Here is a 13,401-nt window from a genome sequence, read left to right as displayed (position 1 = left end):
CGGCCTCCCTCGCTTCTGATGTGGTCTGCTGGTTCTGGTGTGGTCTGGTTCTGGTGTGGTCTGTGCACCGTAACCGGTGAGCGGCGGATCGCCCCGCATGGTGCCTGCCGGGGCGGGTGCCCGCCGGGCCGGGAGCGGACCGGTGCGCGGGCCGGACGGCTGGTAGCGTTACCGCAAAGCACAATGCGGTACCGATCAGAGGCTGACGCGATTCCATGCTCGATAAGCGCTTTATCCGGGAGAATCCGCAGGCCGTGAAAGACGCGGTCGCGGCCAAAGGCATTGATCTGGATGTCGATGAACTGCTGCAGCTCGACCGGGACAATCGCAAACTGCAGTTCGAGGTGGACGAGGCGCAGGCTCGGCGTAAGAGCTTCGCGAAGCAGTTCGCCGGGGCCGACGCAGCCCGGCGGGCCGAGCTGCGGGCCGAGCACGAGGCGTTCGACCGCCAGCTGAAGGACCTGCGCGAGCAGCTGGCCCGGACCGGGGGCCGGCTGTCCGAGCTGATGCTGCTGGTACCGGGCATCCCGTGGTCGGGTGCGCCGGTGGGAGCCGACGAGTCGGCCAACGTGGTGTTGCGGACCGTCGGCGAGCCGCCGGAGTTCGACTTCACCCCGCTCGACCACACGGCATTGGCCGAGAAACGAGGGTGGGCGGAGTTCGCCCGGGCCCGGCGGGTTGCGGGGGAGCGGGCGTACGCCCTCGCCGGTGACATGGTCATGCTGGAGCGCGCGGTGCATTCCTATGCGCTCGATCTGCTGCGCGGGCTGGACTTCACCCCCGTGTCGGTGCCCGCCCTGGTCCGGGAGGAGCCGCTCGTCGGCACCGGGATGCTACCCAAGGCCCGCGAGGAGATCTATGCGATCCCCGCCGACGACCTTTACCTGGCGGGGACTGCCGAGGTGGCTCTTGTCGGCCTGCATGCCGGGGAGATTCTCGATGTGGGCCGCCTGCCGATCCGCTACGCCGGCATCTCGCCGTGCTTTCGCCGGGAGATCGGCAGCGCCAGCCGGGACGTCCGCGGTCTGCTGCGCGTCCACCAGTTCGAGAAGGTCGAACAGTTTGTGCTGTGCGCCGCTGACGAGGCCGAGTCGGCCCGCTGGCATGCCGAGTTGCTGGCCACTGCCGAGCGGATCCTGTCCGACCTCGGGCTGTGTTACGAGGTCGTCGAATGCGCCACCGGGGACATGGGCGTCGGCAAGTTCCGGATGAACGACATCAACACCTGGTTCCCCTCGCTCGGTCGATTCCGCGAGACGCACAGCTGCTCGACGCTGCACGACTGGCAGGCGCGCCGGGCGAACCTGCGCTACCGCGACACCGACGGCACCGTGCGTTTCGCGCACACGCTCAACAACACCGCCGTAGCGACCCCACGGCTGCTGGCGGCGTTGCTGGAGAACTTCCAGACCGCCGACGGCGAGGTACGCGTTCCCAAAGTGCTGCGGCCCTACCTGGGGGGCCGTGAGCTGATCTGAGGCATCCCGTGGCCCTGGCCGTGACGCGCCCGGACGGCCCGGACCAGGGCGGGTCCGGCGACCGCCAGCCGGCGTGGGAGCCCGACTGACACGCGGCGTTCGAGCACCCGGTAGTCGGCGCGCTCGACCTCGTCGAGGATGCCCCGGTAGAGGACGAACGCCGTCCGCAGGCAGTCGCGTGAGGTTGGGTGCAGCAGGCGGATGCCGGGCTCGGCGGCGCGGAACAGCTCCCGCGCCCGGCTGATCTCGAAGGCCAGCAGGCGGCGGACCGGCCCGTCAACGACGCCGGCGGCCAGCTGCTCCCGGGTGACCCCGAACAGGTCCAGCGAAGCCCGGGGCAGATAGACGCGGCCGCGCCGCAGATCCTCGCCGACGTCGCGGATGAAGTTGGCGAGCTGGAAGGCCATCCCCAGGTCGCGGGCATAGGGCAGGGCGCTGTCGTCCACTGGCTCGAGGATCGGCACCATCTGCAGGCCGATCACCGCGGCCGATCCGTGCATGTAGACGGTCAGCTCGTCCCAGGTCGCGTACTCCGTCACGGTGAGGTCCATCGCCATCGAGGCCAGGAACGCCGCGAAATGGTCCGAATCGATCTTGAAGCGGTGAATGGTGTCGACCACCGCGGGCAGCACCGAGACCTCCGCGCGGTGCCGGTCCCTCCCGGTGCCGGGCATCTCGGTGCCGGCCATCTCGGTGCCGACGTCAACGGCGGGTGTCCCCGCCCGTAGCGCCGCAAGGAACCGGCCGCCCCACTCGTGCAGCCAGCGCGCCCGCTCGGCCTCGGTCAGCGTGGAGTCGAGATCGTCGACGATCTCGTCCGCGTAGCGGGCGAAGCCGTACAGCGCGTGGACGTGGGGCCGCTTCCACCCTGGCAGCAGCAGGGTGGCCAGGTAGTACGTGCGGCCGTGGGCGGCATTGAGCGCCCGGGCCCGCGCGTAGGAGGAACGTAGTCGAGGATCGATGATTCCGGCCGCGTCGAGCTCCCCCACGTTAGTCAGCGTAGCCACCCAGCGAGGCGGATAGCGACGGCTCCCGCCCGATCGGGGTCGGCCTGCCCCGGTGAGTCCGGTTGACCCCTTCATCGGCGTCGATCCCCTCAGGGAAGCCGGGACGCGAACGCCAGGGACGTCGCCGCCGCGGCGAATCCCAGCCCCAGGGACAGCCCGAGGAACCAGGTGGTGACCTCCCGGTATTCGGTCCGGTAGCCGATCGAGCTACCGAGCCCCCAGTAGACCGAACGCAGTTCGTCGCCGGAGGTGGCCCGATGGTACGAGCCGCCGGTCTGCTCCGCGATGTCACGGAGCGCCTGTTCGTTGACCGGCACCGGCACCTCCTGACCGCCGACGTCGAGCGTTCCGTCGGCGGTGCCGTAGGCGATGGTGTCCACCGGGATACGGGCTTGCCGCGCCGCCTCGATCGCCTGGTTGTTCGGCCGCCCACGGGTGGTCTCCCCGTCGGAGAGCAGCACGATGGCGGCCGGAGGCGCGCTCTGCCCCGTGCCGGAGAACCGTTTGCCGGCGGTGGTGATCGCCTGGAGCGAGGCGAAGATTCCTTCGCCGACGGCGGTCGCGGGACCGAGCTGCAGGCCGCGGATGCCGGCGCGGACCGACTCGCGATCGGCGGACGCGGGTACCAGGACCGTCGCGCTGCCGGCGAACGAGACCAGCCCGAGGTTGATACGGGGAGGGAGCTGGTCGACGAATGCCGAGGCGCCCTGCTTGGCGGCCGCCAGCCGGGTCGGGGCGATGTCCGTGGCCGCCATCGAGTTGGAGACGTCGATCGCCAGGATGATCGTCGCGCGTTCCCGGGGAACCCGCTCGGCCCGCGCCGGTCGCGCCAGGGAGAACACCAACCCGGCGAGGGCGAGCAGCAGCAGCGCCGCCGGGACGTGACGGCGCCACCACTGCGGTCGGCGGGGAAGCACCGAGGACAGCAGCGACGTCGACGACAGCCGGGCGGCATACACCCGCCGCCGCGCCGAGACCACGACATAGGAGATCAGCAACGCGCCGACCCCCAGGTACAGCCACAGCCAGTGCCCGGCCAGGAAGCTCACCGGCTGCCTGCCCGACTGGTGGCGGGCGCCGCCGTGCCACCCTGGTCGGTCCGACCCACGGGCGGGCGGCGGCCGGCTCCCCGGCCGCGCCGGTTCGCCGAGGCGAACCGGACGATGTCGACCAGCCAGTCCGAGTCGGTGCGCAGGACCAGATGGTCGGCGCCGACCCGGCGCAACGCCAGCGAGACCGCGCTGCGGTGGGCGACGGCGGCCGCGGCGTAACGTTCCCGCAACCGCCGCGACGACGTCGGGACCTCGACGAACGCCCCCGTCTCGGCGTCGACGACGGGCAGCAGCCCGACCGGCGGCAGGGTCAGCTCGAGCGGGTCGACGATCTCGATGGCGAGCACCTGATGCCGCGCCGCGAGCACCCGCAGCGGCCGTTCCCAGCGCAGGTCGGTGGACAGGAAGTCGGAGACGACGACCGCGAGCCCCCGGCGGCGCGGCGGGCGCAGCAGGCCCTCCACCGCCGCGGCGAGGTCGGTGGCCGCCGCCGGATCGGGCCGGCGGCGGGGCCGGTCGTGCGCGCCGCGAGGCGCGGTGATGAGCGTGTGCAGCAGCGCCCGCAGCCCGTCCCGGCCGGGCCGGGCCGGGATCGCCCGTGGACCGGTCTGGGTCAGCGCGATCGCGCCCATCCGGTTGCCGGTGCGGGCGGTCAGGAAGCCGACCGCGGCCGTGGCGGCAATCGCCAGATCACGCTTCTGCCAGGTACCGGTGCCGAACTCGGTGCTGGCGGTGAGGTCCACCAGCGCCCAGGTCTCGAGCTCCCGGTCGGCGATGAGATCGTGGACGTGGGGGACGGTGGTCCGGGCCGTGACGGCCCAGTCCATCCGGCGCACGTCGTCACCGACGGCGTACTCGCGGCTCTCGGCCTTCTCGCTGCCCTGACCGGGCAGCAGCCCGAGATGATCGCCGAGGAGCATGCCGTCGAGACGGCGGAGCACGGTCAGTTCGAGCCGGCGCAGGGTCCGCTCCACCGCCGGATCGGTCGCCGACACGGAGCCGGCCCGGAGCCGGTCCGCGGGGTCCGTCATCCGGACGCACCCTGGTCGAGGTATTCCGGGAAGCCCGAACGCGGGTTCGTCCCCCACCCGCCGGCATGCGGACCGGTGGGGTAATGGGGGCCCTGCTGGCGGGGCGCCACCTGAGGCTGCGGGACCACGCCCAGGATCCGGGCGGCGATCGCGTCCGCGGTCAGCCCCTCGGCCAGCGCCTCGTACGAGAGCACCAGGCGGTGGGGCAGGACGTCCAGGGCGACCGCGGCGACGTCGTCGGGTACGACGTAGTCGCGCCCGCGCAGCAGGCCGAGCGCGCGGGCCGCCGCGACCAGTCCGAGCGAGGCGCGCGGCGAGGCTCCGTAGGCCAGGTGGCCCTCGAGTTCGGGTAGACCCGCCTCGCCGGGGGACCGGGTGGCGAGCACCAGCCGGACGGCGAACTCGATGATGGCGTGATGGACGAACACCTCGTCGGCCCGGGTCTGCAGCCGGGTCAGCGCCTGCGGGGTCAGGACCCGCTCGGGGAGCGGTGGCGAGGTGCCCATCCGCCGGACGATCTCGAGCTCCTCCGCCGGGTTCGGGTAGGGGACGTTGACCTTCATCAGGAACCGGTCCCGCTGCGCCTCCGGTAGCGGGTAGACACCCTCGGATTCGATCGGGTTCTGGGTGGCCAGTACCAGGAACGGCTCGGGAAGCCGGTGGGTGACCCCGCCGAGCGAGACCTGCTTCTCCGACATCACCTCCAGCAGCGCCGACTGCACCTTCGCGGGTGCCCGGTTGATCTCGTCGGCGAGCACGAAGTTCGCGAAGACCGGGCCGAGCTCGACGTCGAACGCCTCCTGACTCGCCCGGTAGATGCGGGCACCGACGATGTCGGAGGGCACGAGGTCGTTGGTGAACTGGATGCGGACAAACGAACCGCCGACGACGGTCGCGAGGGTCTGCACGGCCAGCGTCTTCGCGACCCCGGGCACGCCCTCCAGCAGGCAGTGGCCCCGGGCGAGCAGGGCGACGAGCATGCGTTCGACCATCCGGTCCTGTCCGACGATCACTTTTTTGATCTCGAACAGGGCGCGTTCGAGCAGCGCCGCGTCCGACGTGGTGTCCGGTACGGCGAGGCCGGCCGGGCTGTGCCCTTCGTCCATGGCAGCATTGTCCCAGCCGCATCGTGGAACAGGGTGCCAAAGGACTCGGCACGGCCTGGCCGGAAGCCTCATCTAAGCCGCTCTTCAGCAACTTCTCGGCGGTGGGAAATGTTCGGGGCACCGGGGTGCCGGGGTGCGTCACGGGTCAGCACAGGGCGCGGGAACGGTAACCCCGGTCAGCGCCGAGGATCCGCTCCGCGGCCAGCCGGCCGGAAATGAGGACCATCGGGACCCCGACGCCGGGCCGGGTGCCGCTGCCGGCGAACACGACGTTCGCGAGGCCCGGGGCCAGGTTCGAGGGGCGGAACGGACCGGTCTGGCGAAAGGTGTGGGCCGCCGCGAACGGGGCGCCCGCCGCCATCCCGCGGGCCCGCCAGTCGGCGGGCGTGGTCACCTGCTCCACCTCGATGGCGTCGCCGAAGCCTCGATAGCCGTGGCGTTCGCAGGTGGCGACCACCTCGTCGCGGTAGCGCGAGCGCAGCACCGACCAGTCGAGCGGGGCGGTGAGGTTGGGTGTGGGGAAGAGCACGCAGTACGTGTGGCCGCCGGCCGAGGCCATCGCGGGTTCAGTGCGTGAGGGGGTGGTGACGAGGAAGGACGGGTCGCTCATCAGCTCGCCGCGATTGATGATCTCGCGGAAGGTCGACCGCCAGGCCCGGCCGAAGTGGATGGTGTGATGCGCGGTGTGCGGGTACTCCACGCGCGCCCCAGCCAGCAGGAGGAAGCACGAGGGCGAGTACCGCAGGCGGCGCAGGCGGGCCGGCGCCGTCGAGGGAGGCAGCAGTTCGGTGTAGGCGATCGGCAGGTCGGGGTTGAGTACCACCACGTCGGCGCCGATGCGCTCCCCCGCCGCGGTGTGCACCGCGACCGCCCGGCCACCCCGCACCTCCACCCGCGTCACCGTGGTCTCGTAGCGCAGGGTGGCACCGTGCTTGGCCGCGGCGCCGGCCAGCGCCTCGGCGACGGCGTGCATGCCGCCGGCCGGGTGGTAGACCCCGGCGACGCAGTCCATGTAGGAGATGACGGCATAGAGGGCCAGTGCGTCGTGCGGGGCGAGCCCGGCGTACATCGCCTGGAAGGAGAACATCCGCCGGGTCCGCGGGTCCCGTAGATGGCGGCCGACGACGGTGTCGAGCCGGCGGAAGCCGCCGATGGCGGCCAGCCGGGCGAGCTGCGGGCGCAGCAACGACAGTGGGGAGTCGACCTGCGCGTCGATGAAGTGGCGCAGCTGGGTGCGGAACATTGCAGTGACGATTCCGACGAACCGCTCGAAGCCGGCCGCCTCCGCCGGGCCGCACAGCGCCCGGATCTCCTGTGCGGTGTCGGCGGGGTCGGCGCGGATGTCCAGCGACGAACCGTCGGCGAAGAACCCCCGGTACATCGGGTCGAGCCGGGTCAGCGACAGCCAGCGGTCGAGATCCTCCCCGACACAGTCCAGGGCGTCGGCAATCAGCTCGGGCATGGTCAGGACGGTCGGTCCGGTGTCGAAACGATAGTCGCCCAGTGCGAGCAGGCCGGCCCGACCGCCGGGGGTCGCATCCCGCTCGAGCACCGTCACCCGCCGGCCGGCTCCGACCAGGCGCAGCGCGACCGACAGACCGGCGAGACCGGCCCCGACGATGACGACGTGATCCGTCGCTCCGGTCACCGTGCGCACCTGCCACCTGCTTCCTGGTCGATGGACTTCCTGGTCGATGGTGCGGTTACCCGATGTAGTCGGTTGCTCAATGTGATCGTGAAGTCGCTGCCATGGCGAGTTCCGTCAGGGCGGCGAGGGTTGTGACGTCCAGATCCGCCCGTCGGGCCGCCTCGACCGCCGTGGCGGTCCGGGCGGCGATCCGTTCCTCGGCGGCGGCCACCGCTCCGCTTGCGGCGATGATGTCGCGGGCCTCGGCGACCCGGGCGGCGCGGGCCGCGGGGTTCTCGGTGGGCCCGAATCCCGGGGAGCATCCGGGTCCCCCGGAATACCCGGAATACCCGGGATTCTCGGGCTGTCCCGCATCCTCAGAGTGCCCGGCGCGCCGGACCGGCGGGGAGATCAGCGCGCGCAGCCGGGCCGCCGCGGCCGGCTGCGCGCGGGTCAACGCGAGCGCCAGCAGGCCAGTGGGCCGCCCGTCACGCAGATCCTCCCCGGTGGGTTTTCCCGTCACCGCCGGATCGCCGAACACGCCCAGGAGGTCATCGCGGAGCTGGAACGCCTCGCCGAGCGGCAGGCCGAACGCCGCATAGGCCGCCAACAGGTCCGGCGGCGCGCCCGCGAGCAGACCGCCGAGCTGCAGGGGACGGACCACCGTGTAACCGGCGGTCTTGTACCGGGCGATGCGGACCGCCCGCCCGGGATCGAGGCCGCCGTGCGGACCGGCCTCGGCCTGGCCGACGAGGTCGAGGTACTGCCCCGCCATCAGCTCGCTGCGCATCCGCCCGTAGGTGGGCCAGGCCCGGACCAACGCCTCGGGTGGCATCCTGCTGGCCGCGAGCAGTTCGTCGGCCCAGGCCAGGAACAGATCGCCGAGCAGGATCGCGGCCGAGCGGCCGAAGTCGGCGGGCTCACCCTGCCAGCCGGCGGTCCGGTGGACCCGGGAGAAGCGCCGGTGCGCGGCCGGCCTGCCGCGCCGTGTGTCGGAGGCGTCCATGACGTCGTCGTGGATCAGCGCGCAGGCGTGCAGCAGCTCGATGGCGGCGGCGGTCACAATCTCGTCGCAGTCCGGGCCGCCCGCGCCCCGCCACCCCCAGTAGCAGAAGGCGGGACGCAACCGCTTGCCCTCCGCCAGCAGGAATTCGGTGGCGATACGGACGAACGGGATCAGATCGTCGTCGATTCCGCGCAGGAGCGCTCCGCGCGAACCGGTGAAGCGCCGCAACACGGCGGAGACCCGCCCGCGCACATCCACCGTGGTGTGGTCCGGCACCGTGGTGTGGCCGGGGATTGGCCGGCGTCCTGGGTACCGTGCGGTGTGCCCGTGTTCGACACCGCCGTCGTCGTGGTCGCCGTTCTGCTGGTCGCCGCCGCACTGGGCGGATGGACCCTGTTGCGGCTGCCACCCGCGGAGCTGACTCACACTGTCGACGGTATCGACGCCGTGGAGATCCTGGTGGCCGCCGGCCGCGTCGAGATCTCCGGGCGGGACCGCGAGGACGTGCACGTCGCGCTGACCGTGCGGCGTCGTCCCGGTCGGTCCGTGCCCGCGCTCACGAGGGCCGGGAGCACGCTGCGGATCGACGGCCGGGCCAGCGACGTGCGGGTCAGGCTGACCGTGCCGCCACGGGTCCGGGTGCGGGCCGAGGTGCTCGCCGGCGAAATCACGCTGTGGGGGGTCGGCGGTGAACTGTCCCTGGTCACCCGCGATGGCACCATCGCCGGGCGGGAGCTCACGCGCGGTCCGGTCGCCGCGCGCAGCCGGGACGGCGACGTCAACCTGCACTTCAGCGAACCGCCGGACGGTGTGCGGGCGCAGAGCGAGACGGGCATGGTCACCGTCATGCTGCCCGACGGCGAGTACGGGGTGGAGGTGGAGACCGCCGATCCCGGGGCGGCCGACGTGGAGCTGACCCCGTCGGCGCACGCGGCGTGCCAGGTGGTGGCGCGCAGCGTGTCCGGGCGGGTACGGGTCGGTCTCGCCGCGCCGCTGGGACCCTTGTCCATCTGACGCCTCTTGTCCATCTACCGCCCATCTGGGTTGTCCCAGCTGGTCCCGCCCAACGAGCCCTTTTCAGCCGGGTTGCTCACCCACGTTGGTGGAATCGACGGATCATGACTCTCGCGTGATCACGTTGGGGATTCGTGGGATCACGCCGGGGAAATGTTGCTGCCCGCTGTCGGGGCCTGATCGGTCGTGTTTCCGATCGGGGGTCCGTCTTCGATCGTGGCCACGCTCGGTCTACCCTCGTGCCATGGCGGCGGTCCGGAGTCTGAGCACGCAACCCACGACGATGGGCGAGTACCTCGCCACCGGTCGTGCGTCCTTTTCCTTCGAGTTCTTTCCGCCGAAGACGCCGGACGGCGAGCGGCAGTTGTGGACGGCCCTGCGCCAGATCGAGGCGCTGCATCCCTCGTTCGTCTCGGTGACGTACGGGGCGGGCGGGTCGACGCGCGAGGGCACGATCCGGATGACCGAGCGGATCGCCACCGACACCACCCTCACGCCGATCGCCCATCTCACCGCGGTCAACCACTCCGTCGCCGAGCTGCGCCGGGTCATCGGCAACTACGCCGGCGTCGGGGTGCGCAACGTCCTGGCCCTGCGCGGCGACCCGCCAGGGGATCCGCAGGGCACCTGGACTGCCCATCCAGCGGGCCTGCGGCACGCGGACGAACTCGTGCGCCTGGTGAGGTCGGTCGGCGGCTTCTGCGTCGGCGTGGCAGCCTTCCCCGACAAGCACCCACGATCGGTCGACTTCGACAGCGACGCGCGCTACCTGGTGGGCAAGTTCGACGCCGGCGCGGACTACGCCATCACCCAGTTCTTCTTCGGCGCTGACGACTATTTCCGTCTCGTCGACCGGGTCCGCCGGCTGGGCTGCGACAAGCCGATCATTCCTGGGATCATGCCGGTGACGAACGTCGCGCAGATCGTCCGGATGGCGCAGCTGTCCGGTGCGGCCTTCCCGCCGGCGCTGGCCTCCCGGTTGCAGGCCGTCGCCGACGACCCGGCGGCCGTGCGGGCGATCGGGGTCGAGGTGGCGACCGAGTTGTCCCGTCGCCTGCTGGACGGCGGTGCACCGGGCCTGCACTTCATCACCCTCAACCGCTCCAGCGCCACCCGGGAGATCTACCAGGCGGTCCGATAGCCGGCCGCGGTCCGCTGGGTGGCCGGTCCGCGGGGTGTCCCGGTGGCGCATGACGGGTGGGCCGCTCGCCCGACCCGTCCGCGCTCATGCCGCCGGGCTGGCATTCAGTCGTGCTCGTCGTAGGCATCGAAGACGCACAGCAGCCATTCGTCGCGGAGCGAATGCTCCCGGACCAGCGCGAACCCGGCCTGGTTGGCGGCGTCCACCACCGCCGTCACCAGGCTGAGATCAAGGGTGTTGAAGATCGGGGTGATCCGTACCGCAAGGATCACCTGGTCGCGATGGGCGGAGAAGACCGCCCGCGGGTCGAGGTCCTCAAGGGTCTCCACTACGCCGCCTACCTGTTCGGACACGTCACTCCCGCCACGTCTGGGTGGCACCGCTGTTCTCTCGTGACACCGCTGTTCCTCCGACACCGCGTCTCCCGACCTCGGGCCGGTCCGGTGACCGATCGACGCCTTCGGTTTTGGTCGCCGGCCGGACGCAGGGTGCCGCTACGGCTCGCGGTAGGGGACGACGAGACTCTATGTCCCAGCATGTCCCAGCGCGAGACGGCGTACCGGACGGATGGCGGCGTACCGGGCGGGGCGCTGGCCGTACCGGGCGGAACGGGATGGCGGAACGGGATGGACGACGGGCACGATGGACGACGTGAGCACCCCGCTACCTGGTCGGGACACCTACCTTGCCCAATGGTCGGCCCTGCACGGCGGCTACGACCTGGCGCGCGGGCTATGGCTCGTTCGTGCCTGGTTGACGGTGGTCTACTGGCTGGCCAGGCCGCTCGCCGCCCGCCGGGTGCGCCCGTCGGCGGTGACCGCCGGGGGGCCGTGCTCACCGCCCTCGCGATTCCCCCGGCCGTGGCCGGTGGCCGGTGGCCACTGCTAGGGGCTCTGGTGATCGTGCTCAGTGGCCTGGCCGACAACCTCGACGGAGCGGTGGCGATCCTCACCCGACGCGCGAGCGCCTGGGGATATGTCCTGGACTCCGTCGTGGACCGCTGCGGTGACCTGGCCTACCTGCTGGCCCTGTGGTGTCTCGGCGCACCCGGCGGCCTCGTGATTGCGACAGGCAGCATGCTGGGACTGCTGGAGTACACCCGGGCCCGGGCCGGCAACGCCGGCTTCGACGAGATCGGTGTGGTGACCGTCGGGGAGCGGCCGACCCGGATCATCATCGCCGCGGTTGGCTCGTTCGGAGCGGGTCTGGTACCCGGCCTCGCGAACCTCGCCGCGAGTATCGCGACGACCGCGATGCTGGCGGTCTGCGCCATCGGCCTCCTTCAGCTCACGGCCACGGTCCACGCGGCCCTGACAGCCGGGTCAGGCCGGGCCGATGAGACCGGCGACGATGCCGGCGGAGAGCACGACGAGCGGCAGCCCGCCGCCGGGATGGGTTGACCCACCGACGAGGAACAGGCCGGGTACCCGGGATGCGTTCGGAGGCCGCAGGAAGGCCGCCCGCACGCCGTTCGAGGATCCACCGTAGATGGATCCGCCCACCGTCCCGGTGCGCCGTTCCAGATCCGCCGGGGTGATGGTCTCGTACCAGCGCAACCGGGAGCGGACGTCGAACCCGCGGGCGGCGAGCACATCGAGGATGCGCCGGGCGTAGCCGTCGGTGAGCCCGGGACGGTCCCAGTCCAGGGTGCCTGCGCCGTCGTGGCCGCCCGTGCCGCGATGTGGGGGCGCGTTCACCAGGATGAACCACGCCTCGCAGCCTGGCGGCGCGCAGGCCGGGTCGGCGGGCGCGGCAAGATAGATAGTGGGATCGGCCGCCAGCCGGCCCGCGAAGACGGCATCGAACTCGGCGTCGTAGTCGGCGGGGAAGGTGACCGTGTGATGCCCCAGCCCGGGCGTGCGACCCGTCAGGGCCAGCAGCAGCACGAAGCCGGACATCGACGGTACCGTCCGCCGCAGCCGCCGGCGGCCGACCCGATCGTTCACCAGCCGGCCGTAGAGCGCCGCCGCGTCGGCGTTCGCGACGACGACGTCCGCGGGCAGCCGGATACCGTCGGCGAGACGGACCCCGTCGACCCGGCCGCCGGGGGTCCGGGTCACCGCCAGCACCGGCGCGTCGAGCAGGATCCGGACGCCGCGTTCCTCGGCGCGGCGGGTGAGCGCATCCCCGAGGCGGCGCAGGCCGCCCGCGACGTACCAGCCCCCGAAGCGCCGTTCCGCGTGGATCACCGACACCAGAGCGGCGGGGGCGTGCCGGGGATCGGACCCGGAGTAGGTGGCATAGCGGTCCAGGATCATCCGCAGCCGGGGATCACGCAGGTAGCGCAGGCCCAGCCGGCGCAGGCTCCGGCCGGGCGCGATCGCGGCGATGTCACCGGGTGCGGACCAGGCGAGCCGAATCAGCCCGGTCGCCGACACGGGACTGGACAGGAACGGTCCTTCGGCGGCGTCGAAGACCCGGCAGGCCCGGTCGGCGAGCCGCCGCCAGTCCTCGCCCGACCCGGGGGCGATCCGATCGTCCAGTTCGGCCACGAACGCGTCGTCGTCGGCATGTGCGGTGAGCGTCGTGCCGTCGGCGAACCGGTAGGACGCGATCGGGTCCAGCCGACGCAGCTCCACCTCGCCGCGCAACGGCCCGCCGGTCGCGGTAAACAGGTCCTCGAACACGCCGGGCATGGTCAGCAGGGACGGACCGGTGTCGAAGCCGAACCCGTCGCGCTCGTACCAGCCGAGCTTGCCTCGCGGTCCGCGACGACTGCTCGCAGAGCGTCACGTCATGCCCGGTGGCGGCGAGCCGGGCCGCGGCTGCCAGCCCGCCCACACCGGCGCCGATCACCACAACACGGGCCATGCGACGACTGTACGAGCTGCTCCTTCCCGGTTATCCACGAGGAAGGAAACGGGCATCGAAGCCTCGGGAAGAAGAAGGAAGCCGCCGGAAGGGTAAGGGAAGCTCCTGGTGCGGGGTGCGGGGTGCGG

At 71.9% G+C, this 13,401-nt stretch carries 12 protein-coding genes and 1 pseudogene; 5 read left to right on the top strand and 8 right to left on the bottom strand.

The window, feature by feature from the left end:
• The first annotated feature begins 215 nt into the window (after nucleotides 1-215).
• On the top strand, nucleotides 216-1,478 hold the full coding sequence (gene serS, locus AC08OX_RS01560) for a serine--tRNA ligase (protein WP_476606152.1): 1,263 nt from the start codon (nucleotides 216-218) through the stop codon (nucleotides 1,476-1,478).
• Here the strand turns inward: serS and AC08OX_RS01555 are convergent.
• The 6 genes from AC08OX_RS01555 to AC08OX_RS01530 form a co-directional block, all read right to left on the bottom strand.
• On the bottom strand, nucleotides 1,451-2,485 hold the full coding sequence (locus tag AC08OX_RS01555; protein WP_476606151.1) for a phytoene/squalene synthase family protein: 1,035 nt from the start codon (nucleotides 2,483-2,485) through the stop codon (nucleotides 1,451-1,453). The genes serS and AC08OX_RS01555 overlap by 28 nt on opposite strands.
• Nucleotides 2,486-2,574: 89 nt before the next feature.
• Nucleotides 2,575-3,534 (bottom strand): VWA domain-containing protein, encoded by a 960-nt coding sequence (locus AC08OX_RS01550; RefSeq protein ID WP_476606150.1) that lies wholly within the window; start codon nucleotides 3,532-3,534, stop codon nucleotides 2,575-2,577.
• Complete coding sequence (locus AC08OX_RS01545; RefSeq protein ID WP_476606149.1) at nucleotides 3,531-4,568, bottom strand: DUF58 domain-containing protein; 1,038 nt, start codon at nucleotides 4,566-4,568, stop codon at nucleotides 3,531-3,533. The genes AC08OX_RS01550 and AC08OX_RS01545 overlap by 4 nt, the downstream gene beginning before the upstream one ends.
• Entirely contained in the window at nucleotides 4,565-5,674 is a 1,110-nt protein-coding gene (locus AC08OX_RS01540; protein WP_011435828.1) for an AAA family ATPase, read from the bottom strand. The genes AC08OX_RS01545 and AC08OX_RS01540 overlap by 4 nt, the downstream gene beginning before the upstream one ends.
• 145 nt (nucleotides 5,675-5,819) lie before the next feature.
• Nucleotides 5,820-7,331 carry a phytoene desaturase family protein gene (gene crtI, locus AC08OX_RS01535; protein WP_476606148.1) on the bottom strand — a complete coding sequence of 504 codons (1,512 nt, stop codon included), beginning with the start codon at nucleotides 7,329-7,331 and terminating at the stop codon, nucleotides 5,820-5,822.
• A gap of 67 nt (nucleotides 7,332-7,398) precedes the next feature.
• Nucleotides 7,399-8,583, bottom strand: a complete 1,185-nt coding sequence (locus AC08OX_RS01530; protein ID WP_476606147.1) for a polyprenyl synthetase family protein — start codon at nucleotides 8,581-8,583, stop codon at nucleotides 7,399-7,401.
• Nucleotides 8,584-8,634: 51 nt separating this feature from the next.
• On the opposite strand from AC08OX_RS01530, the gene AC08OX_RS01525 reads away from it, so the two are divergent.
• Both AC08OX_RS01525 and metF read left to right on the top strand, forming a co-directional pair.
• Nucleotides 8,635-9,321: a DUF4097 family beta strand repeat-containing protein gene (locus AC08OX_RS01525; RefSeq protein ID WP_476606146.1), complete on the top strand. Its 687-nt coding sequence runs from the start codon at nucleotides 8,635-8,637 to the stop codon at nucleotides 9,319-9,321.
• A gap of 244 nt (nucleotides 9,322-9,565) precedes the next feature.
• Nucleotides 9,566-10,462 carry a methylenetetrahydrofolate reductase [NAD(P)H] gene (metF, locus tag AC08OX_RS01520; RefSeq protein WP_476606145.1) on the top strand — a complete coding sequence of 299 codons (897 nt, stop codon included), beginning with the start codon at nucleotides 9,566-9,568 and terminating at the stop codon, nucleotides 10,460-10,462.
• A 104-nt stretch (nucleotides 10,463-10,566) separates the two neighbouring features.
• On the opposite strand, the gene AC08OX_RS01515 is transcribed toward metF, so the two are convergent.
• On the bottom strand, nucleotides 10,567-10,815 hold the full coding sequence (locus AC08OX_RS01515; protein ID WP_011435832.1) for a hypothetical protein: 249 nt from the start codon (nucleotides 10,813-10,815) through the stop codon (nucleotides 10,567-10,569).
• Nucleotides 10,816-11,104: 289 nt separating this feature from the next.
• Between AC08OX_RS01515 and AC08OX_RS01510 the strand changes: the two genes are divergently transcribed.
• Together AC08OX_RS01510 and AC08OX_RS01505 are read left to right on the top strand one after the other, a co-directional pair.
• Complete coding sequence (locus tag AC08OX_RS01510) at nucleotides 11,105-11,350, top strand: hypothetical protein (protein WP_476606144.1); 246 nt, start codon at nucleotides 11,105-11,107, stop codon at nucleotides 11,348-11,350.
• A gap of 8 nt (nucleotides 11,351-11,358) precedes the next feature.
• On the top strand, nucleotides 11,359-11,862 hold the full coding sequence (locus tag AC08OX_RS01505; RefSeq protein WP_476606143.1) for a CDP-alcohol phosphatidyltransferase family protein: 504 nt from the start codon (nucleotides 11,359-11,361) through the stop codon (nucleotides 11,860-11,862).
• Here AC08OX_RS01505 and AC08OX_RS01500 read toward each other — a convergent pair.
• Nucleotides 11,785-13,273 (bottom strand): annotated as a pseudogene (locus tag AC08OX_RS01500) (phytoene desaturase family protein). The gene AC08OX_RS01505 and the pseudogene AC08OX_RS01500 overlap by 78 nt on opposite strands.
• Nucleotides 13,274-13,401 lie beyond the last annotated feature (128 nt).

It is taken from the genome of Frankia sp. CoBUL1, assembly GCF_978021245.1.
Note: the sequence above shows the minus strand (reverse complement) of the source record. Positions and strands in the feature narration are given on the sequence as shown.